Raw genomic sequence first — 26,062 nt, 5'->3', positions numbered from 1 at the left:
TTAAATAAATATGGTAAATATGATATAATAATATAAATAAAGTTGGATATTATATACAGTGTGTATTTGGATAAAATAAAGTTAAAAGGGGTAAGCATAAAATGTTCCAGTATATCAAGAGAAATAGAAGAAATGATGAGGGAATTCTGTTAAAAAAAGCTAATATTGTGGGAAACCTATGTGCCGGATATGGAGAGATTGTAGTAAACCAGTTATATCAAAATTGCAGTAATGAAGATATAGAGGGAGTTTACATATTCCCACTGCCAACTACAGCGGTTATTTCAGGATTTGAAGCAGAAATAGGAGGCAGAACCTTAAAGGCGGTAGTGGAAGAAAAAGATAAGGCCTTTCAAATCTATGAAAATGCCCGAATTCATGGAGATAGCATTTTTTCTCTGGAGGAGTTCAGTCCTCATTATTTTAAGATAGGCATAGGCAAGATAATATCTGGCGAAACTGTGAAAATAAGATTATCCTATGTGGAGGAATTAGATTATAAGGACAGCACTTTTAAACTTACAATTCCAGCAGTTTCAGAACCTAAGATAATAAAAAGCAGATCTAGAATTGAAACTTTAAAAGATAGCTTTGCAAATAGGTTTGGGATAAAAAGGCTGGGGGATGACTTTGAATTCAAGGTCAATATAATAGTTGAATCTCTGAGCAAAGTTGATTTCAGATGTCCTTATCATACCATAGATGTGGAAAGAGAGGGAGATACAGTAGCCAAGATAAGTCTGGATGAAAACTATCATTTTATTGATAAGGATTTTATACTTTTCATAGATGAAAGGGAAACTCTTGAGGCAGATGGGATGATATATGAGTACAAGGAAAATGATGAGGAAAAGGGTATAGTCTATATAAGGATGATGCCAAAACTAGATCCCTATGAGGACGAAGTAAAGGAAAATTATGTATTTTTAATTGACATTTCCGATACTATGAAAGGTGAGAAACTGGAACAGGCTAAAAATGCACTTCAGCTTTGCATAAGAAATTTATCAAAAGGAGATACTTTTGACATAATAGCCATGGGTGTAAAATTAATTAGTTTTTCTAAAAATGGATTAATAGAATTTAATGAGAATTCTCTAAGAGAGGCCTCCAGCTGGATAGACAATCTGGAGACGGAAGAAGATGCAGATATATTTGGAGGCATAAGATATAGTTTGGAAAAAGAGGGTTCTCAAAATACCATATTGATTTTTACAGATGATCAGGTAGATGAAGAGGAGGATATACTTTCTTATGTAAGAGAAAATATAGGAGACAACAGAATATTTACTTTTGGAATAGATTCCTCAACCAATAATTATTTTCTCAATAAACTGGCTCATGAAAGTTATGGGAAGGCTGAATTTATTGACATAGGAGAGAGAATTGAAGATATAGTACTTAGACAATTTAATAGGATCCAAAATCCACAAGTAGATAATATAAAGATTGACTGGGGAAAGCTGCAGGTGAAATCCTCTTATCCGAGAACTATTGACTATATGTACGATAGAGAACCATTTTCTATATTTGCCGATGTTTCTGGAGGAGTTGAAGGAAGAATAACTCTAATTGGAGAAGTTGATGGAAAAGAATATGTGAGAAAAATAGACATAGACAATTTCAATACAGAGGAAAATGCCAGTCTGTTAAAAAAAGTATGGGCGAGAAAAAAGATAAGGTCTTTAAAGATAAATATGAAATTTCAGCGTGGAGAAAAAAGAGAAGAAATGAGAAGAGAACTTATAGAGCTTTCTAAACAGAATGGGTTTATAAGTCCGGAAACCACTTTTATATTTATGGAACTTAGAGAGGAGCCAGTGCTTGGGATTCAACTTAAAAACATAATACCCATAAAGGTAAATGAAACTACATTGGGAGAGAAGATAGATGAAGATGTTGAGTCTGGATTCTGGTATAGGAGTTTTAATACTGAAGAAAATGAAAAAGAGTATTCAAGTGATAATAGATATTTGGATAAAAAGTATGCGAGAGAAAAGCTTCTTCGGGTAATTGCCAAAAATCAGTTTGCAGATGGTGCCTTTGTGGATTATGAAGACAGCAGTATAGAAGATAAGATAGAGACTACATCCATGGTCATGCTTGCTTTTATTACTGGAGATGAAAAAATAGATATATATGCGAATCAGTTGAACAAAGCTGCAGCTTTTATATGCAAAAGTTATTTTGAAGTGAATTTTGAAGTGAGATATGATATCATAAAGATGTCTATATTGGCATTGAATAAGATGAAAAGGAAAAAATTATTGAAGGATAAATATATAACACAAATAGACAAAACCATTGAAAAACTGTGTGAAGTACTTCATTTTAATGAGGAAACAAAACCTATGCTTAGAAATTTAATGAATAATTCTTTTAAAAGAAATTTGGCTTCACTATTTATGTTAAGTGAAGACGGTAGATGTATAGAAGAAAAGATCACCATAGTAGAAGAAAGAAATTCCATATTTGATATGGCAAAATTAGCCGTTCTAAAAACTTTCAATAAATAGGTTATAAAAGTAAATTACCAATATCAACTAATTAAAAAGCCTTTCTATAATCAAATTTAGAACGTCATTTGATCGATATTAATCGAACAGATGGCGTTTTTAGGTTGTAATAGAAAGAAGTTTTACTATGAGTAGATTGCCATTATATTTTAATCAGAATAAAAGGTAAAAAGCAAAAAACTATTCTCTTCCTTTTTTTAAGGTAATAATTATTAATTGCTATAATTTAAAATTAAAAGATTAAAAAAAATGATAAACGTATACCGGATACCATAATTGAATTTGTTTTTCATTTAATGTAAGATGAAAAGTAGTTGAAGATATTTTGTAGAATGGAGAGATTAACATGGAGGACAGGGTGAAAAAAGTATATACTAAAAAAAAACTTAGCAGCATAGATTACCGGATACTAAAACCTATTATGGATTGCATTTATGAAGCCGTCTGTGTAATAGACGAAACCGGAATTGTAGTTATCTGGAACAAGGCTGCAGAAAAATTATATGATATTAGTCAGGATCAGATTATAGGGAAAAGTATTGAGAAATTCTTTCCTGATGCAATTGTGAATAATGTCAGAAAAACCGAAGCCCCAATCGAAAATAAATATCATTCACCCAGAAAAGGCTCTCACATACTTGCAAGTTCAATGCCATTGTATATAGAAGGTGTTTTTAAAGGGGCAGTGTCAACAGACAGGGATTATGCAGAGGTAAAGAAATTATATGCGGAGCTTGAAAATGCAAATTCAAAGCTTATTTTTCTTGAAAATCAAGTGAAGAAGATTTCAGGAATTTTTGGTGATATTATAGGGAAAAGCCCTAATATAGTGAAAAAAATCGAAATGGCCAGACAAATTGCACCAACTCATGCAAGTGTCATGATTACAGGAGAAAGCGGAACAGGAAAAGAAGTTTTTGCCAGGGGAATTCATGAGTTAAGCGGAAGGACAGGCCTTTTTGTTCCAGTGAACTGTAATGCAATTCCTTCAGAACTTTTTGAAAGCGAGTTTTTTGGATATTGCTCAGGAGCTTTTACTGGTGCCAGTAAAAAAGGGAAAATGGGTATATTTGAGATAGCAAATGGAGGTACTGTTTTTCTAGATGAAATAGGAGATATGCCTTTGCACATGCAGGCAAAGCTGCTTAGAGTACTCCAGGAAAGGGAAATTGTGAGAGTTGGAGGAGAAAAGAATATTAAGCTTGATTTAAGAGTAATATCAGCAACTAATAAGGATTTAAGAAAAATGGTAGAGCAAAACAACTTCAGAGAAGATTTATTTTACAGGCTAAATGTTGTGGAAATTAACCTTCCTCCCCTTAGAGAGAGAAAAGGAGATATTCCGATTTTCATAGAACATTTTATTAAAGAGTTTTCATCAGCAAATTCGAAGCCTATAGTGAAAATTCAAAAAGAAGCTTTGAGTATTCTTAATGAATACAGGTGGCCGGGCAATATAAGGGAACTTATGAATGTTATTGAACGTATTATTGTTACAACAAAAAATGGGGTTATACAAAAAAGTTCTATTCCAGAGTATATTGTCTCGGAATTAAAGAAAAATGGCCGCCGCAAAGAATATCCACTGGATTTAACCAAAGCTATAGAGGAACTTGAAACAGATAGTATAATAAAAGCTTTGAAATTAACAAAAAATAATAAATCAAAGGCGGCAAGCCTGCTGAATATACCAAGAACTACCTTATATCATAAATTGCAAGAGTATAAAATAAAGTGTTGAAAAAATCCCGCAAGGAAGGACTTTCTTATATAGAAAAATCCCCAATGCTATATCCGGTAGTATAGAATTCCATGGCTTCACCATCTTCCTGCAAAAAGAACAAATGGCAAAGAAAAAGACCACTCTAAATGAATGGTCTTTTTTGTATACACATACCAGATAATTTATCACTTACTGTTAATGAGTCCACTTTTTTGTATTTTGTTTATGGTGGAGTTAATTATAAACAGCGTCAAATTTTCGAACTATGTGTATTAATATTGACACTTTGTTTTTATTTCGTTGAAAGCAGCAGCAGCAATATGTTCAAGAAAATAATCGGAATATGCTAAAAAAATATTGTATGGATTTGGACAAATTTTTAACGAGCAAGAGTTTTTTCCTGTATATAAAAAATATAGTGGGAAGGTGAAAAATTGTTGATTTTGCAATGGTTTACATATAAAAGTATCTTTTTAGATGGATTTTTATGTGGGTTGGCACGCGAATTGCTGTTAAATAATAATGTAAAAGGTAAGTGCTCTAATTCAGAGTTAATTTTTTATCAAGTATATTATGTATGGAATGAGTAAATGTAAGTGTAAAAAAATCAAAAAAACAGAGAAATGTATGACAATTTATACAATTATCTGCTTTTTTCAGAAAGTAGGTGAATAGTCGTGGATTTTGTTTTTCCACTCAAGCAGCACGTTGGAGCTCCATCCGAAGCGCTGGTTCAGGAAAATGATTTTGTAAAAAGGGGTCAGATTATAGCAAAAAAACCACAGGGAGCATTGGGAACCAATATTTTCTCCAGTATAGATGGCAGAGTGAAAGCTGTTGATACAGATGGGATTGTGATTGAAGAATTGGAGACAGATTTTACAAAATACATACCTTTGCAAGGTGCAACACCAAGAGAGCTTATTGAAGAATCGGGAATTGTAGGATTAGGTGGTGCTGGATTTCCGACTTCTGTGAAACTGAATCTCCATTTTGAAGGAAAAGGAACTGTCATCGTTAATGCAGCTGAATGTGAACCAATTTTGTCACACAATATAACACGAATCCAAAAGGAACCGGAAAAGCTTTTGGATGGACTGTCCATTGTCATGAAGCTTGTCAATGCCGAAAAAGGGATTGTGGCTGTGAAAGGAATCCATAAAGAAGCCATTGAAAAACTGGAGAAGGCAAATACAGACGGCAGGGTTTCCATTCATGTACTGGATAATATTTATCCCATGGGTGAAGAGCGTGCAATTGTAAGAGAGACGCTTGGAATCCTTCTGGAGCCGGAACAGCTTCCCATGGCAGCGGATGCAGTAGTCATTAATTCAGAAACTACATTTCGTATTCGGGAAGCGGTAGAAGACAAAAAGCCGCTCATCGACAAGGATGTGACCGTAGGTGGAAAGCTAAGGGAAAATGCATCTATTCATGTATTACTGGATGTTCCGCTTGGAATAAGTGTAGCAGGGGCCTTGGAAAGGGCAGGAGGACTTGGCGACGAATACGGTGAGCTTATTATGGGAGGTCCGTTTACCGGCAAGAGGACTTCTTTGAAGGCACCGATTATCAAGACAACTGGAGGAATTATTGCAGCTGAGAATTTTATGCCGGGACCGCCAAAGATAGGGCTTTTGGTCTGTGCCTGCGGTGCAAACAAAGAACGTCTTGAAGAACAGGCATCACAGTATGGGCTCCAAGGTAGTGGGAGTTGAGTACTGCAAGCAGGCAAAACAAGTTAAAAATACCCGAAAATGTGAGAATCCGGGGAAATGTCCGGGACAGGTACAAAAGGTGCTGGCATTGAAGAAGTCAGGAGCACAGGCTGTGCTCATCAGCAACTGTACAGACTGCACCAATACTGTAATGTCCTGTGCGCCACAGCTGAAATTACCGGTTTATCATTGTACTGACGGTGCGCTGCGGGCTGTTAATTACAGGATGATAAGAAGATTCAGAAGAGAAGAAGAATAAGGAGGAATTAAAAATGCCTATAGTTAAAATCATTTGCTTATCATTGTACTGACGGTGTGATTGTGCGCTGTTAATTGCAAGATGATAAGAAGATTTAGAAAATAAGAGCAGGGAGGAATCAAAAAATGTCTATTACAAAAGAAACATTGCAGAAGCACTTGAAAGATCCTGCAATATTTTGCTGCAGAAGAGAAAAAGGCTTGGTCATAAGTGCAGCAGATCTGGAAGATCCAGAATTATTTGACGATATGCAGGATGCGGGTCTCCTAAAATTGAGTCCGAATGGTCTGCGTATTGAGCAGGTAATCGGAAGTACACTGACGGAGGATGTTGAGGCCCTTACACCGATTACAAAAGATGTACTTGATAAGATCAATGAGGTAGAAGAAGTAAAAGAAGTAGATGAATCTGAAGCACCACAGAAAATCGAAAAGGTTTCGGAAATCCAGTCAGTAGGAGGTAATGGAATGATTCACATTGAAATTGGAAAGGCAGAAAAATTTGAAGGTTTAAAGCTGGATGTACCAGTATTTGCCGGAGCAGCACCTGCAGTACCTGTTGAAGAGGCAGAGAAAATTGGAGAGAAAAAGGTCATTCATAAGCTTGTGAAAAAGCACATTAAAATTTCAGATGTAAAGCTTGGTAGCAAAACTTTCATTAAAGATGGTGTTATTACTATTGATGAAGACATTGTTAAGAGAGCAGTAAAAGAAGATGTGCTGTGCAAGAGGCTTAAGTTGGACGTTATTCATCCAGATGAAAGGCATATCTATACAGATACAATCATGGATGTTTGCCCAATTGCTACAAAAGTTGAAGGGGAGCTTGGCGAAGGTATCACAAAGGTTGCTGATGGTGTTGTATTCATGCTTACCGGTGTAGATGAAGACGGCGTGCAGATTCATGAGTTTGGTTCCTCCGAAGGATATCTGGATGAGAAGATGTATTTCGGACATCCGGGATGCGCAGATGAAAATGATATTATTATCCGTTGCCATGCAGTTGTTCAAAGACTGTCAGGCATGACAAGACCAGGTCCATTTGCTGCACATAAATGCCAGGACCACATTATTCAGGCAGTTCGTGATGAGCTCAAAAATTATGAAGGTGAAGTTGTTCGTGAAGAAATCTGTGAAGACGTGCGTAGAGAAGGAAATCCCCGTGTAGTATTAGTAAAAGAAATTATGGGACAGGGAGCTATGCATGATAATATTATCTGCCCGAGAGAGCCTTCCGGAGTTCTTGGTGGACAGAAGAATGTAGACTGCGGTAATGTTCCAATTATATTAACGCCAAATCAGGTAAGAGACGGATCCATACATGCATTGACTTGCATTGGACCTGCAACAAAAGAAATGACGCGTCATTACATCAGAGAACCTCTGGTAGAAGGTCTGGCAAAAGATGATGAGCTGGATCTGGTAGGTGTTATCTTTGTTGGATCACCACAGGTTAACGATGAAAAACTCTGGGTATCCGAAAGACTTGGTTCTATGCTTGAATCACTGGATCTTGATGGAGCCATCATCACAACAGAAGGTTTTGGAAATAACCATATTGATTTCATTCAGCACATTGGCCAGGCAGGAAAGAGAGGTATCCCGGTAGTTGGTGTATCCTTCTGTGCATATCAGGGTCAATTGGTAGTTGGTAATAAATATGCTACAGCAATGGTTGAAGAAAACATGGATAAGGGCGGATTTGAAAATGATATTGCAGGCTGCTCATGTGTAACTCCAGAAGTAGCTGCACGTGCAATCCAGATGCTGAAGAATAAAATGGAGGGCGTGGAAATCAAACCTGCTGAAAAGAAATGGAACAATGATGTTATTAATGCAAACAACAAGATTTTAGGGCTCCCAGAAACAAAACTTGTTGAAAGTGGAACATTGCATTAATGGATTATGATTATATAATTAATCCCGTGAAAATGGGAGGACTTGTGAAAGAGTTGTCTGAAGATCAGGTAAAGGTTCATCTTCATGGCCGTTTGGGAGTTATTACGGTTCCAAAGCGTCTGATTATGAGCGATGAAGCTCTGGTCATCGGTCATGAGCTTGAATTTTATTTCAGCTATATTCAGGTGGTGGAAGAACCATATGATTATGACTGCTCGGATATGAAAACGGATCATGAGATAACTCCATGCTTACTGGGAGGGAAAATAACACAGGTAAATGATACTGCCATAGAGGTGGCAATAATGAATAATCTGGGAACCATAGGAGTGCCGCGACGTTGGGCATTTACACCAGTTACAATGGAAGAGGGACAGAATGTGGAGTTTTATTTCAGTTGTTTGAAAGTGATTGGCAAACGGGATATCCCAGCAAAATCAATTTAAGGAGGAAAAACAATGAGTTTAACAACAAAAAAAGGAATGCAATCCGAGATCTTTGTACCGGTTACACCGAAACCAGTATTTACAGAATTGAAAAAACCATTAAATGAGTGCAAGGTTGCTTTTATTACAGCAGGTGGAATTCATAAAAAAGACCAGACACCATATAATACATCTGGTGATTTCTCTTATCGTGTAATTCCATTTGATACGCCGTCTGATCAGTTGATGGTAACGCATGGCGGATTTGATAACTCCGATATCAATAAAGACGTTAATGCTATGTTTCCAATAGATCGTCTTCATGAACTAGTAGACGAAGGATTTATTGGCTCTCTGCCCAAGGAGACTTATACATTCATGGGCGGCGGTGGAAATGTTGAAAAATTCAGAAATGAGACAGGTCCGGAAATTGCCCGAAAGTTAAGGGAACAGGGTGTAGATATCGTTCTTTGCACAGGTGGATGCGGAACCTGCCATCGTTCAGCAACAATTGTTACCAGATGCTGCGAAGAAGCAGGCATGAGCTGTTGCGTAATTGCTGCACTGCCTCCTATTGCAAGACAGCAGGGAGCACCTAGAATTACAGCTCCTCATGTGCCAATAGGATCAAATGCCGGCGAACCAAACAATGTGGAAATGCAGACAGCAATCGTAAAAGAATCTCTGGAATGGGTTCGTGATTGTCCAAGTTTTAATCAGACAAAAGTATTGCCTTACGAATACCGTCATAACGTATAAATCTGTTTTATTAAAATACTACAAAGAGGCTTGCCATATTATGGCGAGCCTCCTTGTGTAAATTTCGTTATAGATACAGAATAAGGAATTATGTAGAATGGAGGTATATTATGGGGCTGGGGCCAAGTATTAAAATGACAACACTGCATCACTTCCGGTGTCCGGTAACGGAGGCACTTTCAAAGGAAAAAGATATTGAATTCACAGGTATTATTGTAGATGGTGTATCCGAAGTCTGCGATGACAAAATTTATACGGCAAAACGGGTGGCTGATATAGCACAGGTTATGCGTGCAGATGCTGCAATTGTTGCAATTGATGGATGGGGAAATCATCATGTGGATTTTGTCAATGTAATTGAGCAGCTCGGTATACGGGGAATTCCCAGTGTTGGACTCAGCTATATCGCCCAGCAGGGACGGCTTGTCTGCACCAACAGCTACGTGGACTGTATCATAGATTTTAATAAAAGTGAATCCGGATATGAATCCTGCGTTGTGGGAGAGAACAATCTGACGGATTATGACGCAATGAAGGCTGTTGCACTGGTGAAAAATAAGCTCCGGAAAGCCGCAAAACCGCTGGATACGGCACCGGATGAACAGGAACAGAATCTCCGCAGGCTGACCCGCAAAGTATTTCACATTAATGAAGTCCATTTGGGTGATAAGACAGAGATTGACCATAGTGTGCTGACTATACGAAAGGGAATTGAAAAGAGTCTTATTCAATCGGAACCCAGGATCAAGGATATCAAGGTCAGCATTATTGAGCCGGGAAATTATGATATATTTGTCAATTCAAATTTGGACTACTCTCCCATTGCCTGCAAGGTGCGGGGAGAACTGGGGGAGGGCGTTACGCATTTGCTTTCAGGAATAACCGTCATGATAACTGGTGTTGAGGATAAGAGCGGATTTCAGCCCTGCAATATTGGTTCTTCAGAAGGAATACTGAAAAATCAGGTTGTATTGGACCGTGCCGGCACGCCAAAGTCAACTGATTATATCCTTCATGTTGATGTGCTGTTTGAAGAGGGTGAAGGAAGAACGGCAGAAGGTGTTATGGCGGGACATCGGGCAGCAGACCGGATTGTCCAGGAAATCCGGAAGGCACTTGTGAATCTGGATAATATGCCCTATACAAGAGAAGAGTTCAACGATGTTATGCGGCCGGGCAAGCGTAAAGTTATCCTTGTAAAGATTGTATCCGCTCTGGGAAATATGTATGATACTGCCATGTTCCCGTATGAGCCGGGGGGGTTCCTTGGGGCTCACAATATGAGGGATTCCAAAAGCATACCATATGTGATTACACCAAATCAATGCAGAGATGGAGTTATTCATTCACTACTGTAAGGGGTCTGACCCCCTTACATTTTTTGTAAGGGGGTCAGACCCCTTACATTTTTTTAAACATTGCTGCGAAGAAGAGCAGCAATTTTATCAATAGGTATATCTGCTATGGTACTACTGTTTGTATCTTCGGGGCATGGGTTGGATTCTGAATTACAATTGTCAGCTGAAGAATAGGGATCGCTGGAGATATCTAAATTATCATTGAAATTAGTTCTTGTTTGATAAACTGGAGATGGGCATGACTTAATTGCAAGTCTTATAAAATAATTATTTACTCCTAATAATGTTCCAGTAAAATTATACCTGCAGGAATCCCCACCAGTTGTATATACAGTTACTGTCTTTCCTATATATTTTTTTAAGTTATCTATAAAACTAATGGATCTTATACTAGTGCGGCTATTAGAATGATGTTTTTCATGGTTGCTGTAAGATGAATTGTTAACTCCAACAATAGAAGTATTTTCAGATAGGTTATTTAAGGTGTTTTCATCATTTGAATTTGTAGTATTACTTTCTTCTTGATTTTCATCTATGTCTGTGGGATCATAATTTTTAATTGATCTTTCATCGTCAATATAATAGCTTTCATCATTAATGTCTTTGATATTTGAACGCTGTCTTCTAGAATGACTTCTGTGGTGTCTGCTCAATATACTTCAACTCCTTTCCATAAATAATAGGAAATTACCATATTTTATATGGTGAACCACATTGCTAACATTTTAATTTCTTTTAAAGTTAGGAGTAAGCAATGTTTTACTTTTGAATGATTTACTTTAAGATTCAGATGGAGAAATACTCACTCCACCTGAACTTAAAGAGAACTTGATATTTAGGCATCACCTTTTTAATGGTGCCATTTTTGAATGTAAGGTACAGGATTCTAGTCTTAATTTATAATATGATTTAGAGTTAATTTGTGACATTAATTTTAAAATTTAAGAAAATATAATAAAAGACATGAACCATTTTAGCTGGTTCATGTCTTTTAAATCTGTTTATAATTTTAAGTTAATTTAAAACTTTAACCTTGTCACCATCATTGAGGAAAGTCAATCCACCCAATACTATGTTGTCTTCTGGATTTATTTTTGAAGATACTATTTCAGTGTTTTTATCATCTGAAAGTCCCGTATTTACAGATACTTTCTTTATTTTGCTATTTTTTACTGTATATAGATAAGAAACTCCATTTTCAACTTTTATGGCCTCGTTGGGCACTACAAGTATATTATCCTTCCTTTTATCGGCAAATGATATTTTAGAAAACATACCTGGTTTTAAACTGCCATCAGAATTGTTTATTTTTATTTTAACCAGATATTTTTGAGTTTTGCTGTCTATGTTGGAAGATATATTGTCTATAGTGCCGGAGACCTTCTTGTTTTTGGCAGAGGGAATAGTTATATCTATGGATTGTCCTACCTTAATTTTGGAAAGCATGCTGTCAGGTAAGCTGACCTTTGCAATAGTTGAACTTAAGTCCAGTATGGTTATGGATGGTTCTGCCGTGGGAGAAATTTCTCCTTCATGGATATTTACAGCTGATACAATTCCAGAAAGAGGGGATTTGATTATAGTATCGTCAATTTGGGACTGAATTGATTTAACACCGGCTTCTGCTTGATCTACTTGAGCTTGGGCAACTGCAACTGATTCAGGACCAACTTTTTGTTTTAATAAATTTAAATTCTGCTGTGCAGCAGATAATGCAGCAGATGCAGTGTTTAATTTTGTACTGGCATTGTCTAAATCTTGCTTTGCCACGGCACCGGCAGAATACAGACTTTTGGTTCTATCGTAGTTGGTCTTTGCATCATTGTAATTTATCTGTGCTGTTTTTAAAGATTGTTGGGCTTGTACTACAGGCTGTTCAACTCCGGAACTCTGAGTTTTATTTAAATTGGCGTTGGCGGAATCTACACCTGCCTGTTGCTGTTCCAGCTGAGCCTGCAGCGAACTTGAATCAAGGGTAAACAGTATGTCACCGTTTTTTACTGAACTGCCCACTTTTACATTTAAATTTTGGATTTTGCCAGGTGTTTTAGGAGATATAGAAACTTGCTTATCTACATCCAATTCTCCAGGATAATCTACAGTCGTAGATATGGAACCGAGTTTTGCCTGAATTACTTTTACGTTTTTAATTTGATTCTGAGATTCTGTTTTTTTATTTTTAATTATATTGTGAACTATGGCAAATACCATTAAAGCTATTAATACAAGCAATACTATTTTCCATATAATTTTTTTGGATTTAAAAATATTAGGCTTCATAATTATACCTCCTCAATTTCTACATGTTTTTTCTTTTTGAATATGTGGTTCTTTAAATCATCCATCAATGTATAAACTATAGGCAATATTATAGGGGTAAAAATAGTGGAAGCAATCATACCTCCAATAACTATAACGGACATACTTGATTTCATTTCACTGCCTTCTCCTATGGAAAAAGCGGAAGGAAGCATACCCACAATCATAGTTGCAGAAGTCATTATGATAGGTCTTAATCTTCTTTCACCGGATTCTATTAGAGCTTCTCTTAAATTCTTTCCACGTTTCATGAGTGTATTTGTATAGTCAATTAGGAGAGTGCCGTTTTTAGATGCCAGACCATCTAACATTATAAGTCCTATCATGGACATTATATTTAAAGTTTTTCCTGTGATGGCCAATATACCAAAGGCTCCAATTAGGGCGCAGGGCAGAGATATCATTCTTATAAAAGGGGTGAGGAATGATTCGTAGAGCACAACAAGTATCATATAAATTAAAACTAATGAAATAATCAATGCTTCTATAAGAGATGTAAAGCTGTCTGCCATATCCTCCTGATTTCCGCCAAATTTGATCTCGTATCCGTTCGGCATGGAAAATGACTTCAATTTTTTAGATAGAATTTTATTTACCTCTCCAAGAGTTTTTCCCTGGATATTTGCAGATATGGTAACTACGTCTTGTCTGTCCTCTCTTGATATGGACTGTGGACTATCTGCTTTTACTACAGTGGCAATTTCATTTAGTGGTATAGATGTACCTGATTGATTGAGTACATTTATAGATCCTATATCTGACGGAGTTTTTATGTCTCCATCCTGAAATTTTACTGTTATATCATAGTCATTTCCATTTGTTCTGTATATACCGCCGGAGGAACCCTGAATTGCCATTCTGAGTACTGATGATATGTCCGATGTGGATATTCCATACTGGGAAGCAGCCAATTTGTCTATTTGCACTCTCAATTCACTTTCACTGACTTTAGAGGAATTGCTTACATCTGTAATTCCTGGAGTGTTTTTAACTATGTCTTCAACTTTGCTGGATATTTCATTTATTGTATCAGTATCCTTACCTAATATTTGGATTGATATGGGTTTGGAACTTCCGGTTCCCGTATCGGATTCAGTTACAGAAAAATCTGTTCCGGATAGAGAAGAAGCACCCCAGTTTCTAACCTCTTTTGCTACCTCCGATTGAGATTTTTTTCTTTCGCTTTTGGGTTTAAGTTCTACATATATGCTTGCGGAGTTTGTATTGCCTCCTCCTGTTATACTGCTTATATCAGAGCCTATAGAAGAATAATACATGGATACTTCGGGAACTTTATGAAGGCGATCCTCAACTTGTTTAACAGCTTTATCCATTTGATTTAAGGTAGAGCCTGAATCAAAAGTCATATTTATGGTAAACATACTCTGATCCGTAACTGGCATGAGTTCAGTACCAATGGCACCCGCTGGTATCAGCAAAATGCTGCCTACTAGGCCTGCTATGCTGAGTAAAAGCACTCTTTTTCTGTGATCCAGACACCATATAAGGGCCTTCTTATATACCACAGTTATGTTATCTATGGAAGAGGAAATTGCATTGAAAATCTTGTATAACCTGCCCTTCTTGAATCTTTCCAGCCTTTCAGAGGATAACTTGCGTCTGTCATCTACTTTGCCAAAGAATCTGGATGCCAGCATAGGAGTTATTGTGAAGGATACAAACAGGGAAAACAATGACGCAACAGCTATAGTAAGACCAAATTCCTTGAAAAATTGACCTACCATACCAGATATAAACGCCACAGGAGTATATACAACTACATCGCAGAGGGTTATTGCAATGGCTGCAAGTCCTATTTCCATACGTCCATCTATGGCAGCGGATTTTGGATCCTTTTTCATGGCCAGATGCCGCTGTATGTTATCCAGTACAACAATAGAATCGTCCACAAGGATACCTATGCAGAGAGATAGTGCCATTAGAGACATCATATTCATGGTAAATTTAAGAACGTACATCATGAAGAAAGTGGATACAAGGGAGGTTGGTATTGCCACTAGAACTATGAGTGAAGATTTCCAGCTCCTTAAAAATATCAATAGTACTATAGCTGTTGTAAATATACCTTCTAGTAAAGTATGTTTTATCTGGGAAAGAGAAGACTTTATAAATGTAGTGCTGTCATAGGCAGTTTCAAGCTTAATGCCACTTGGCAGCTGCTTTTTAATTTTCTCAAGTTCCGCCTTTATATTGTCTACGGCCTCTACTACATTTGCATCACTTTGTTTTTGAACACTTATTCCTATAGTGTTTTTACCGTTGATCCTCATATGCTGATTTTCTTCAGGATATTCCAGGTTGATATCTGCTATGTCAGAAAGACGAACTGTACCTCCGGCGGAAGTGGGTATCAATAAGTTCCTGACTTCATCTATATTTTGAAATTCACTCATAACTCTTACGGATTGATTTAAATTTTCCTGTTTTATCTGTCCGGCAGGAATATTTATATTGTCAGCCTGCAATTTTGAAATCAGTGTATTTGCATTTACACCGTTGAATTCCATGGCAGATTTGTTCAACTTTATTATAAGCTGTTTTTTTTGTATTCCCTGTAGAGTTACATTTCCAACACCCTGCACTTTTTGAAGAGATTCAACTATATTATTTGCCTCATTGTAGAGTTCATCCTGGGATACATTCCCTGATATGGACAGCATCAATACGGACATGGAATTTGTATCTATTTTAAATAATACAGGCTTGTCCGCATTTTTGGGAAGTTGAGATTGGGCATTGTCTATGGCCTTTTGTACGTCTAAAAAGGCTGTGTTCATATTTGCGCTGCTTTTAAAGGTTATAATAGTTTGTCCGATTCCTTCTCTGGATGTAGATTGAATTTTATCAATGCCGCTTATACCTGAAACGGCATTTTCAATGGGTTTTACTACATCACTTTTGATGTCCTCAGCACTGGCACCGGCATATGTAGTGGATATAGAGATTATAGGCACATCGATAGATGGCAGAAGATCCGCCCCAATGTGGGTGTAGCCAAATATACCAAGACCTAATAGGAAAAGTATTAACATCGTTATTGCAGCTGGCCTCTTTACGGATAATTCTGTTAGATTCATTTTAGCCTCCTTTGTGAAGTTATTTGATTTCGGTAATTGTATTTTTAAGGATATAATTACTATATTTTAAAGATACAATTACTATATTATATAGGTTAAATTATAAATGTATGTATATAAAAATTCAAGAAATGATAACAAAATTTATACAATATTAATGTGGACTTAAAATGTATAGAACTTATCAATTTTAATTTTGAAAAATGAAAGAACATCCAGCGCGTTTAATACAGTATAAGTAAATTTTGACGCTAAACTTGTATTTTTCAGTAAAAATGCTCTTATTGATACTGATAATGAAGTTGAAAATTCAAAAAGAGTGTGATATACTAAACATAATTTAGTGGAAGCTATTTTCATATGGTGGAAATAAAATAAAACTTGCAATTGTATGCGGTTTTATAAAATTCAAAAAATTTATTTTAAAAAGTAATTTAGCCAATAAGGGCAATATAAGAATTTATGTTTTTGAAAAGAGGTAATGTTTAAATTGATTAGCGTAGAAGATGATGTGCATCTGAAGCTTGAAAAAAATTGGTGCAAGGGCTGTGGAATATGCGTGGAATTCTGCCCTAAAAGTGTACTGATTTTAAAAAATGGGAAGGTTTCAATTGCAGATGAGGATAAATGTATAAAATGCGGCCTATGCGAACTGCGCTGTCCTGATTATGCAATTTTTTTGGGAGGTAAATAAAGATGGGAAACAATATTAAACTGCTGCAGGGAAATGAAGCTTGTGTAGAAGGAGCAATTGCAGCAGGAATGCGGTTTTACTCAGGATATCCGATAACACCTTCTACTGAAATAGCAGAACTTTCAGCTAAAAGATTACCTATGGTGGGAGGAAAATTTATTCAGACAGAGGATGAAATAGCAGGGATGGCTGCGGCTGTAGGTGCTTCACTTACAGGAGTAAAATCAATGACAGCTACAAGCGGGCCTGGGTTTTCGCTAAAGCAGGAAAATATAGGCTATGCAGCAATGGCCGAAATACCCTGTGTAATTGTAGATGTACAGAGGCACGGCCCTAGCACGGGGCTCCCAACGTCACCATCCCAGGGGGATGTAATGCAGGCAAGGTGGGGCACTCATGGAGATCATCCAATAATAGTGATAACACCCTCTTCAGTCAAAGAAACTTTTGATTTAACAGTCAGGGCTTTTAATCTTTCAGAAAAATATAGAACACCCGTCATATTATTAATGGATGAAATTGTGGCCCATATGAGAGAGGGAATCGAAATTCCTGAACCGGAAAATTTAGAGATTATCAACCGCAAAAAGCCTCAAAAAGGTGATGAGGATTATTTGCCTTACCATGTTAAAGAAGGGGAGCTTGTTCCTCCTATGGCAGTTTTTGGAGAAGGATTCAGGTTTAATGTTACAGGACTTGTTCATACTGAATCAGGGTTCACAACTAACAGCACTGAAGTAGCTGATGTTCTCTGTAATAGGCTTTTAAAGAAGATTGAAGACAATATAGATGATATTGTAACCTATGATGAACTCTATATGAAAGATGCCGAAACTGTAGTGATTTCCTATGGAGGGACAGCAAGAAGCGCCAGAAGTGCAGTAAAACAGGCAAGAAAAAGCGGCCTAAAAGTTGGATTGTTCAGGCCCATAACTATCTGGCCTTTTCCGGAAAAGGCAGTTAAAGAACTTAGTAAACAGGCTAAGAATATAATTGTAGCAGAACTTAACCACGGACAGTTAGCTCTGGAAGTCGAGAGAATTGTGAAGAACAAATCGAGTATTTTTAAAATAGGAAAGATCAACGGTGAAGTTATTACCCCCCAGGAAATACTATCTAAAATCAGGGAGGTAATTTAAAATGGCTAGTACACTGGTTGAAAATTATTTAAGAATGGAAAATTTACCGCATATATGGTGCCCGGGATGCGGACATGGGATATTGATGAGAGCTATTATACAGGCCATAGATAATTTAAAACTGGACAAAAATAAAGTATGTATTGTATCTGGAATAGGCTGTTCTTCAAGAGCTGTAGGATATATGGATTTTAACACACTCCATACTACTCACGGCAGGGCATTGGCTTTTGCCACGGGAGTGAAACTGGCAAATCCAGAGCTTGAGGTTATTGTAATTTCAGGAGACGGTGATGCTGCAGCTATTGGAGGGAATCATCTGATTCATGCGGCCAGGAGAAATATTGACATTACAACGGTTATTTTTAACAACAATATCTATGGAATGACCGGCGGACAGTATTCACCAACTACACCGAGGGGTGATAAGGGAACTACTGCACCTTATGGTACAGTTGACAAACCTTTTGATATTCCGCAGCTCGCTGTAGGTGCAGGAGCAACTTATGCAGCCAGAGGTACTGTTTATCATACGAAGCAGTTGATTTCTCTTATAGAGAAAGGTATCCGGAATAAGGGGTTTTCATTAATAGAGGGTGTGAGCATATGCCCTACATACTATGGAAGAAAAAATAAAAAGGGTTCTGCTGTAAACATGATGAAATGGCAAAGAGATAATGCTGTAAGCATTGATGCAGCAAAAAATCTTTCACCAGAAAAACTTGAAGGGAAGTTTTTAATCGGTGAGTTTAAAAACACTACAGAACCTGAGTATACTGAAGAATATCAGAAAATAATAGATAGATTTGTAAAATAAGTAATTTATAAAGGGGAAATGAATTATGAGCAATAAATTGGAATTGAGGTTGACGGGTTCAGGAGGGCAGGGACTTATCCTGGGCGGAGTTATTTTGGCAGAAGCCGCAATAATGGAGGGTAAAAAAGCTGTTCAATCCCAGTCTTATGGACCAGAAGCCAGAGGAGGTTCCAGCAAGGCTGAAGTTATAATAAGTGATGAGGAAATTGATTTTCCAAAGGTTCTGAAAACGAATTTGCTTTTGACTTTAACACAAAAATCCTGTAATAAATATATTGGATCACTTGATAGTGAAGGGATACTGCTTGTAGATTCATCTGTGATAGTTCCAGGTACTAATAGAGCCGAGAGAGTTGTGCAAATTCCTATATTGGAAACTGCCAATAAAGTAATAGGTAAATCGATGGTAGCCAATATAATTTCGATTGGAGCTATTAATGGCATTTTACACATTGCTTCAAAAAAATCTCTGGAAGCTGCTGTGTTAAACAGGGTTCCGAAGGGAACAGAAGATTTAAATAAACGTGCTTTGGAAACAGGTTATAAGTTGGTTGAAAATTTCAATTCCTTAAAGAAGAATTGCCAGTTGGTAGGATAAATTTTAGTTTGGGAATCCATAGTTTTTAATATTAAGATATTTGCAGTCATTATAAATATTTATAATGACTGCATTTTTTTGGCCTTATATGTGAACAGGACGGTAAAATTATTGTCTGTGTATTAAAAATAGGTTTAATATCTCGTGGAGATAATGCAATATTTTTTATTGTTTAAGTCAAATTTAAGACGTTTTAGAGACATTATATTTGCACTAAAATTAAAAGTAGTTAAATTGTTTTGCTATTTAATTTTAAATTTATAACGGACTGAAAGTTTTGACAGCGGTTAACGCCTAATGAAAAGGGGGATTTTAAACTTGGCAAATATTGATGAATTTGTTTCAAACAATTTTGACTTTTTTCGAAGAAGTCTTGAAGAATTGATTACTAAGAAAGGGGTGAGTTCAACCGGTGAAGGTATACAAGATACCGTAGACTATGTTCAATCACTTTTTATGAATTTGTTGAACACTGAAACTAAAATATTAAAGACAAATGGAAATCCAGCAATATATGCAAGTATGCCGGGAGAAAGCTCATTTACTGTACTATTCTATGGGCATTATGATGTAATGTCTCCAGAACCAGTAGATAAGTGGAATTCAGATCCATTTAAACTTACAGAAAAAGACAGCAAGTTTTATGTCCGTGGTATTGGGGATAATAAGGGACAGTTAATTGCACAAATTTTAGGTATGTATAGCTATTTAAAGTTACATAAAAAATTTCCTTTTAATATAAAATTTCTTGTTGAAGGTGAAGAAGAACAGGGAAGTGTACATTTGCCTAATGTTGTAAAAGAATATGGAGATACTCTCTTAGATACAGATCTTGTTGTGGTTGTTGATGGATCTATACATGAATCTGGACGACCCGTTTTGAGACTGGGAAATAGAGGACTAATTTGTTTTGAAATTAAAGTAAAGGTATCTGATTTTGATAACCATTCTGGAAATGCTGGAAATATTATTAAAAATCCAGTTATATTGCTGAACAAGATTATCAATAAATTATATTCATTTGATAAGGACTGTATTACTATTCCACATTTTTATGATGGTGTTATTAAGCCAACTGAGCTGCAGAAAAAATGGATAGATGCAATACCCTATGACAAGTCGAGTGTGGAAAAGAGATTTGGTGTTTCCAGAATTAAATTTAATAAACGGCAATATTATGATTTACTTATGTTTAATCCAACCTTTAATATTTCTGGAATTTATTCAGGATACTCTGGAGAAGGGACTAAAAATATTATACCTAGTGAGGCTGTTGCAAAATTTGACATACGTTTAGTTAGAAAGCAGAATCCTGTTGAAATCATGTCTAATATTAAGAAAGTAGTACAAGAATTTTCACCATTTGCAACTATACGAGAATTTGTATCATATCCACCAACTATGACTGATTCAAATTCACCTTATATTCAAACAGCTATTAAAGCGCTGGAAGCTGCTTCAGATAAAAAAGCCATTGTGGAGCCAGTTATGGCTGGAACAGTGCCCAATTATGTATGGACGGATATTTTAAAGAAACCAACGTTAACTATACCTTATGCAAATTCAGATCAAAATAATCACGCACCTAATGAAAATATGAATAAATGTGTATTCATTAATGGTATTAAGTCAAGTTATTATTTGATAAAAGAATTCGGAAAAGATTTTTAATATAAATTGGAAAACACTGAACTTTAATAGTTCTATGGCTTTGTAAATAGCTGATTTGATATAAATGAGGGGGAAATTTAATTAGAATGACAAAAAAGAATTCGAAATATTTAATATTTGCATTGCTTTATATAGCCTATTGTATACTGTATGTCGATAGAGCAGCAATGAATATTGCACTTACATCTATAGGTAAAGATTTTGGATTAAATGCATCACAATCAGGGCTGGTTTTAAGTGCTTTTTATATAAGCTACGCCTTTATACAAGTCCCAGGGGGGTGGCTGTCAGATAAATTTGGTTCTAAAGTGGTAATTATCATTTCTATCCTAATGTGGTCAGTATTCACTATGTTTACTGGGTTTTCTTGGTCATTCACATCGTTACTTATAATTCGTTTTATGTTTGGAATAGGTGAAGGGCCTTATACAGCTGCAAGTTTGTCGGAAACATCTGAAGTTTTTGATTATAGGGATCGTTCAAAGGCAACGTCCAGTATGTTATCTTCCAACTATGTGGGCAGTGCAATAGCTCCTATAATTGTGGCGCCGCTTATTATTGCCTTGGGTTGGAGAGCGACTTTCCACATAATTGGAATTTTAGGCATTGCGTTTGTAGCTATTTATTATCTTACAGTTCGTCCAATTAGAAAAAGCAAGGTTATAAGTGATGATAAAAAGATAAATAAGAAAGTTGATTGGAAGGGTATACTCACAAGTAAAATGGTATGGCAATTTATTATTATTGCACTTGGAATTAGTATGGTAAATAAAGGTTTGGATTCATGGATGCCAACTTATTTATTAAAAGTGCTTGACATTAACATAAAGAGTATCTCTTACTTGGTACCACTTCCATTTATTGGTGCAGGTATAGGCGCTTTTAGCAGTGGTTGGATTATGGACAGGTTTTTCAAGAATAAAGAAAAACTTATTATTGCTCTTTCAAGTTTATTAACTATGATTTTTGTTTTCGAAATGTATAATGCCGAATCGCTTGCTTCGGTTATTATTTTTGAAGTAATTACCTATTTCTTCAAGTCAATTACATTTGCATCTACGTACGCATTGTTTAGCAAAATAATAACACAAGATAATTATGGTTCATCAATTGGATTGCTGAATTTTGGAAGCCAAATGGCGGGTTTTATTTCTCCGCTTGCAATGGGTTTCTTGGTTGATATGTTTAATGGATCCTATAATGCAGCTTTTCTATTTTTAGTGTTTTCAGTAGGGGTTGCATTTGTTGTTTCACTTACGTTAAACAGTAATGAAATTAGAAAAAAATCTAAAAATGCTGAGAAATTTGAGATAGAAACAATATAATTTTTAAAAAGGAGTAAGGGTATTATGAAAATTAACAAAATAGTAATGAGACAAGTTCAAATGCCATTTAAAAAAGCATTTGAAACAAGCTTTGATTCAATGAAATTTAAAAATTGCTTAATTGTGGAAATCCATGATGAGGATGGCAATGTTGGATATGGCGAGTGTTCAACTTTTACAAAACCATATTACAATGAAGAATTTATTGATGGTGCTTGGGCACTATTAGAAAATTCATTAATTCCGCAAACGTTAGCAGTTAAAATGGAACATCCAGATGAAACATCTAAATTGTTTTCAAGATACCGTTGTAATGAAATGGCAAAATCATCAATTAACTGTGCACTTTGGGATTTATATGCAAAAGAAAATAAATTGCCATTAGCTAAAGCTTTAGGAGGTACTAAGGACAAGGTCGAAACAGGGGTTAGTATTGGAATTCAAAAAGATGTTCAAAGCTTATTAGATGCAGTTAAAGGATATATTGAAGATGGCTATCACAGGGTTAAAATCAAAATCAAACCTGGAAAAGATGTAGAGTATATGACAGCTGTTAGAAAGAAATTTGGAGATATAATGTTAATGGCTGATGCTAACTCAGCGTATACATTAGATGATGTTGATACATTTAAAAAATTGGATGAACTTGGATTGATAATGATTGAACAACCTTTAGCTCATGATGATATAGTCGATCATGCTGAATTACAGTCCCAAATAAAAACAAAGATTTGTTTGGATGAGAGTATTGTAACACTGGAAGATGCTAGAAAGGCTATTAAGCTTAAAAGCTGCGGAATCATTAATATTAAAGTGGCTAGAGTTGGAGGACTAACTGAAGCTAAAAAGATTCAAAAGTTAGGTTATGATAATGGCATTGGCATTTGGTGTGGTGGAATGTTGGATTCTGGAATAGCTAGAGCTCATAATATTGCGGCAGCAACACTATGGGGATATACTTTACCGAATGATATTGCAGCATCAGAGCGTTATTATGCACATGATATCATTAATCCGATGATTAAGCTTGATGGCACATTTATTGATGTTCCCAAAGGAAGTGGTATTGGCTTTGATCCAGATATTTATTATATGGATAAGTTTACAGTGAAAAAAGCTGTTTACAGCAAAAAAGTTAAATAAAATATTAAAATATTCATAATAGCTGAAGACAAGGAGAGGAGCAAAGATGATAGAGAAAATTAGTAAAAAGGTTGACGAATACAATAATGATATGGCTTTATTACTAGAAAAATTGGTTAATATTGATTCAGGTCGTGATAATCCGGAAGGGATAGACAAGGTTGCACATGCTGTAGGAGATATATTAAATAGTATTGGATTTAAAGTTGAATATTTAGAACATCCAGGAATATGTACTCATGTTTTAGCTCACAAAGAAGGTACTGGAAAGAAAAATGTTATGGTGATAGGTCATATAGATACTGTCTTTTCAAAAGGAACAGCAGCAAAAAGACCTTTTACTATTAAAGAAGACAAGGCTTATGGTCCTGGCGTTTTAGATATGAAAGGCGGTGTAGTTATAGCACTTTCAGCTCTTAAGGCGCTTCACGACTTAAATTGGAATGAAAAAAATATTACTGTACTTTTTTGTGGTGATGAAGAATCAGGTCATCCAGTATTAGATACACCAGAATTATTTACCAAAGAGGCAGAGGGGAAAGATGCTGTATTCAATATGGAAACTGGTTCAGACGATGGAGCTGTAGTTATAGCTAGAAAAGGTGTAATGTATCCTGACATGACAGTAAAGGGAATAGATGTACATGCTGGTAAGGATCCTCAAAAAGGAGCTTCTGCAGTTTTAGAGTTAGCTCATAAAATTATAGCTTTACATAATCTAACAGATTATGAATCAGGCATAACATATAATGTAGGTGTTATTGAAGGTGGTACGGTAGCTAATGCTGTTGCTGGGGAGGCACATGCTAAGATTGATATAAGATTTAAAACCTGTGAACAAGGAGAAAAAGCTCTTGATGATTTAAGAAAGGTTGTAAAAAAGACATATGTACCAGGAACTCATACAACTATTTCTCACGAAAAAGTTTCATTTATGCCTATGGAACAAACAGAAGAAGGAATGAAGCTTTTTAAAGTAGTTCAAGAACAAGGACGTAAGCTTGGAATAGAACCAGAGATAAAACCGATCTTTGTAGGAGGAGGCTCTGATGCTTGTTGGACTACTATGGCGGGAGTCCCATCAGTTTGTGCTATGGGGGCTCGCGGCGAATTAAATCATGGAGAAAGAGAATATATTCAAGTTTATAGCCTTAATGAGCGTGCAAAACTTCTTGCTTGTAGCATAGTTGCTTTTTAAAATAAATAACTAATGCATAATAAGAGCTAAATGAGAAAGTTGGAGTTATAATTTTAAATTTATAATTATATAGATATAACTCCACTTTCTATATATGTAATTAAAATAGGATAAAATGTTTTGAAAATTTTAATTGATAATTGATATAGGAGGAGCATTTATGAATTTAAAATATATAATGGATAGCCCAGGTTTGTGAATAGCATCGTGCTTTACTGTTATTGCAGTTGCTGTTCAAAGTGTAATATTTTTAAAAGCAGCTTTAAAGGAAGCAAAGAGAATAAAAATTCCAAAGGATAAATATGTAAGTGGTATTCGTTCAGCAATTATCACTTCAATTGGACCATCTCTCTCTCCTGCCATTATTCTGATATCTTTAATTACAGTTATTGGAGCCCCTACTACTTGGATGAGATTAAGTGATGTTGGAGCAGCTCGTACAGAATTATCAATGGTCACATTGGCGTCTGGATTACTTGGTGTATCTCCATCATCTGTAGGGTTTGGGATGAAAGCATTTTCTTATTCTGTTTGGGGCATGGCGTTAAATGATTTAGGATGGTTGTTGGTTGCTTTATTTCTTACACATAGAATGAGTAAAGGTGTTAAAATTTTATATTCAAAATATGATCCAAAATGGATAAAACTTTTAATGTTTGGAGCATCTATAGGTTTATTTGCATTTTTACTATCAAGTCAGTTAGTTACTAATACAGGTTTCAAAGTAGATTTCCTAGTGGCTGCTTTTATTTCAGGTATTACTATGTTAATTATGTTGAAATTATTTAAAAGACATCAGAGGCTTAAGGAGTTGTCTTTGGGTATCGCTATGTTAGTAGGAATGTTAGTTACACATGCTATATATTAGGCTTTTATGTTTTATCTAGAGGAGGAAATTATAATGAGTAAGATTGATCAAGAAACTGATTTTAATGGAAAATTAATAAAGATAGGTATAATTAGTTTATGTTTTGCAATAATAGCTAACTTTATTCCTGCGTTATATTTATGGATAGCTTATGGAGTAATACCTTCAGGAAAGGATATTTTAAAGATATGGGGACTGGCTGCAGGAACATTTGGTATATCTTGGATTGTACAGCCAATTGCATACTATAGTATTCTAGGAACGAGTGGAACATACATTGCCTGGTTATCAGGTAGTGTTGCAGATATTAGGCTTCCTGCGGTTACAATGGCTCAAGAGGTATCAGGCGTGGAATCAGGAACTCAAAGGGGAGATGTTATGTCAACAATAGGAATAGCTAGCTCAGTTTTAGTTTCTATTACTTTTATTACTATTTTTACGTTTATTGGTTCCGAAATATTATATGTTTTACCTAAATTTGTTATAGATTCATTTAACAAAAAGGGCGTAATTCTCCTATCTTCTATAAGTGGGAG

At 35.8% G+C, this 26,062-nt stretch carries 21 protein-coding genes; 18 read left to right on the top strand and 3 right to left on the bottom strand.

Annotation, left to right across the window (positions count from 1 at the left end; genetic code table 11):
• Window positions 1-101: 101 nt before the first annotated feature.
• The 8 genes from ACFHWD_RS06455 (at window position 102) to ACFHWD_RS06420 (ending at window position 10,656) form a co-directional block, all read left to right on the top strand.
• On the top strand, window positions 102-2,516 hold the full coding sequence (locus ACFHWD_RS06455; protein ID WP_378061084.1) for a VIT and VWA domain-containing protein: 2,415 nt from the start codon (window positions 102-104) through the stop codon (window positions 2,514-2,516).
• A 358-nt stretch (window positions 2,517-2,874) separates the two neighbouring features.
• A complete protein-coding gene (locus ACFHWD_RS06450) occupies window positions 2,875-4,257 on the top strand; it encodes a sigma 54-interacting transcriptional regulator (protein ID WP_179977534.1) in 1,383 nt (460 codons plus the stop codon).
• Between the two features lie 659 nt (window positions 4,258-4,916).
• Window positions 4,917-5,957 (top strand): proline reductase-associated electron transfer protein PrdC, encoded by a 1,041-nt coding sequence (locus tag ACFHWD_RS06445; protein ID WP_378061082.1) that lies wholly within the window; start codon window positions 4,917-4,919, stop codon window positions 5,955-5,957.
• Window positions 5,932-6,216 carry a hypothetical protein gene (locus ACFHWD_RS06440; protein WP_378061080.1) on the top strand — a complete coding sequence of 95 codons (285 nt, stop codon included), beginning with the start codon at window positions 5,932-5,934 and terminating at the stop codon, window positions 6,214-6,216. The genes ACFHWD_RS06445 and ACFHWD_RS06440 overlap by 26 nt, the downstream gene beginning before the upstream one ends.
• A 125-nt stretch (window positions 6,217-6,341) precedes the next feature.
• On the top strand, window positions 6,342-8,114 hold the full coding sequence (gene prdA, locus ACFHWD_RS06435) for a D-proline reductase (dithiol) proprotein PrdA (protein WP_378061078.1): 1,773 nt from the start codon (window positions 6,342-6,344) through the stop codon (window positions 8,112-8,114).
• Window positions 8,114-8,560 (top strand): CBO2463/CBO2479 domain-containing protein, encoded by a 447-nt coding sequence (locus tag ACFHWD_RS06430; RefSeq protein ID WP_150356106.1) that lies wholly within the window; start codon window positions 8,114-8,116, stop codon window positions 8,558-8,560. Before prdA ends, ACFHWD_RS06430 begins: the two co-directional genes overlap by 1 nt.
• A 12-nt stretch (window positions 8,561-8,572) precedes the next feature.
• On the top strand, window positions 8,573-9,298 hold the full coding sequence (gene prdB, locus ACFHWD_RS06425) for a D-proline reductase (dithiol) protein PrdB (RefSeq protein ID WP_150356105.1): 726 nt from the start codon (window positions 8,573-8,575) through the stop codon (window positions 9,296-9,298).
• Between the two features lie 110 nt (window positions 9,299-9,408).
• Window positions 9,409-10,656: a glycine/sarcosine/betaine reductase component B subunit gene (locus ACFHWD_RS06420; RefSeq protein ID WP_378061075.1), complete on the top strand. Its 1,248-nt coding sequence runs from the start codon at window positions 9,409-9,411 to the stop codon at window positions 10,654-10,656.
• Between the two features lie 53 nt (window positions 10,657-10,709).
• Here the strand turns inward: ACFHWD_RS06420 and ACFHWD_RS06415 are convergent, their stop codons facing one another.
• The 3 genes from ACFHWD_RS06415 to ACFHWD_RS06405 all read right to left on the bottom strand — a co-directional run bounded on the left by ACFHWD_RS06415 (window position 10,710) and on the right by ACFHWD_RS06405 (window position 16,073).
• Window positions 10,710-11,309: a hypothetical protein gene (locus tag ACFHWD_RS06415; RefSeq protein ID WP_378061073.1), complete on the bottom strand. Its 600-nt coding sequence runs from the start codon at window positions 11,307-11,309 to the stop codon at window positions 10,710-10,712.
• 361 nt (window positions 11,310-11,670) lie between these two features.
• On the bottom strand, window positions 11,671-12,936 hold the full coding sequence (locus ACFHWD_RS06410; RefSeq protein WP_150356102.1) for an efflux RND transporter periplasmic adaptor subunit: 1,266 nt from the start codon (window positions 12,934-12,936) through the stop codon (window positions 11,671-11,673).
• Window positions 12,937-12,938: 2 nt separating this feature from the next.
• Entirely contained in the window at window positions 12,939-16,073 is a 3,135-nt protein-coding gene (locus tag ACFHWD_RS06405) for an efflux RND transporter permease subunit (protein ID WP_378061071.1), read from the bottom strand.
• Between the two features lie 481 nt (window positions 16,074-16,554).
• Here ACFHWD_RS06405 and ACFHWD_RS06400 point away from each other — a divergent pair, with 481 nt between their 5' ends.
• The 10 genes from ACFHWD_RS06400 to ACFHWD_RS06355 all read left to right on the top strand — a co-directional run.
• Window positions 16,555-16,767, top strand: coding sequence for a 4Fe-4S binding protein (locus tag ACFHWD_RS06400; RefSeq protein ID WP_150356100.1), 213 nt, complete (start codon window positions 16,555-16,557; stop codon window positions 16,765-16,767).
• Between the two features lie 2 nt (window positions 16,768-16,769).
• A complete protein-coding gene (locus tag ACFHWD_RS06395; protein WP_150356099.1) occupies window positions 16,770-17,906 on the top strand; it encodes a 2-oxoacid:acceptor oxidoreductase subunit alpha in 1,137 nt (378 codons plus the stop codon).
• Window position 17,907: 1 nt separating this feature from the next.
• Window positions 17,908-18,723: a 2-oxoacid:ferredoxin oxidoreductase subunit beta gene (locus ACFHWD_RS06390; protein ID WP_150356098.1), complete on the top strand. Its 816-nt coding sequence runs from the start codon at window positions 17,908-17,910 to the stop codon at window positions 18,721-18,723.
• A 25-nt stretch (window positions 18,724-18,748) separates the two neighbouring features.
• A complete protein-coding gene (locus ACFHWD_RS06385; RefSeq protein WP_150356097.1) occupies window positions 18,749-19,321 on the top strand; it encodes a 2-oxoacid:acceptor oxidoreductase family protein in 573 nt (190 codons plus the stop codon).
• A gap of 318 nt (window positions 19,322-19,639) precedes the next feature.
• Entirely contained in the window at window positions 19,640-20,992 is a 1,353-nt protein-coding gene (locus ACFHWD_RS06380; protein WP_378061067.1) for a M20/M25/M40 family metallo-hydrolase, read from the top strand.
• 86 nt (window positions 20,993-21,078) lie between these two features.
• Window positions 21,079-22,317 (top strand): MFS transporter, encoded by a 1,239-nt coding sequence (locus ACFHWD_RS06375; RefSeq protein WP_378061065.1) that lies wholly within the window; start codon window positions 21,079-21,081, stop codon window positions 22,315-22,317.
• 24 nt (window positions 22,318-22,341) lie between these two features.
• On the top strand, window positions 22,342-23,460 hold the full coding sequence (gene menC / locus ACFHWD_RS06370) for an o-succinylbenzoate synthase (protein WP_179977529.1): 1,119 nt from the start codon (window positions 22,342-22,344) through the stop codon (window positions 23,458-23,460).
• 46 nt (window positions 23,461-23,506) lie between these two features.
• Window positions 23,507-24,658 carry a M20 family metallopeptidase gene (locus ACFHWD_RS06365; RefSeq protein ID WP_378061063.1) on the top strand — a complete coding sequence of 384 codons (1,152 nt, stop codon included), beginning with the start codon at window positions 23,507-23,509 and terminating at the stop codon, window positions 24,656-24,658.
• 199 nt (window positions 24,659-24,857) lie between these two features.
• Window positions 24,858-25,526 (top strand): DUF5058 family protein, encoded by a 669-nt coding sequence (locus ACFHWD_RS06360; RefSeq protein WP_378061167.1) that lies wholly within the window; start codon window positions 24,858-24,860, stop codon window positions 25,524-25,526.
• A gap of 33 nt (window positions 25,527-25,559) precedes the next feature.
• Window positions 25,560-26,062 (top strand): hypothetical protein (locus ACFHWD_RS06355; protein WP_378061061.1); only part of this gene is annotated, 503 nt, incomplete at its 3' end.

It is taken from the genome of Clostridium sp. MT-14 (assembly GCF_042436595.1).
Taxonomy (GTDB): domain Bacteria; phylum Bacillota; class Clostridia; order Clostridiales; family Clostridiaceae; genus Clostridium_B; species Clostridium_B aromativorans.
The sequence above is the reverse complement of the archived record's forward strand: the minus strand, read 5'-3'. Positions and strand labels throughout refer to the sequence as shown.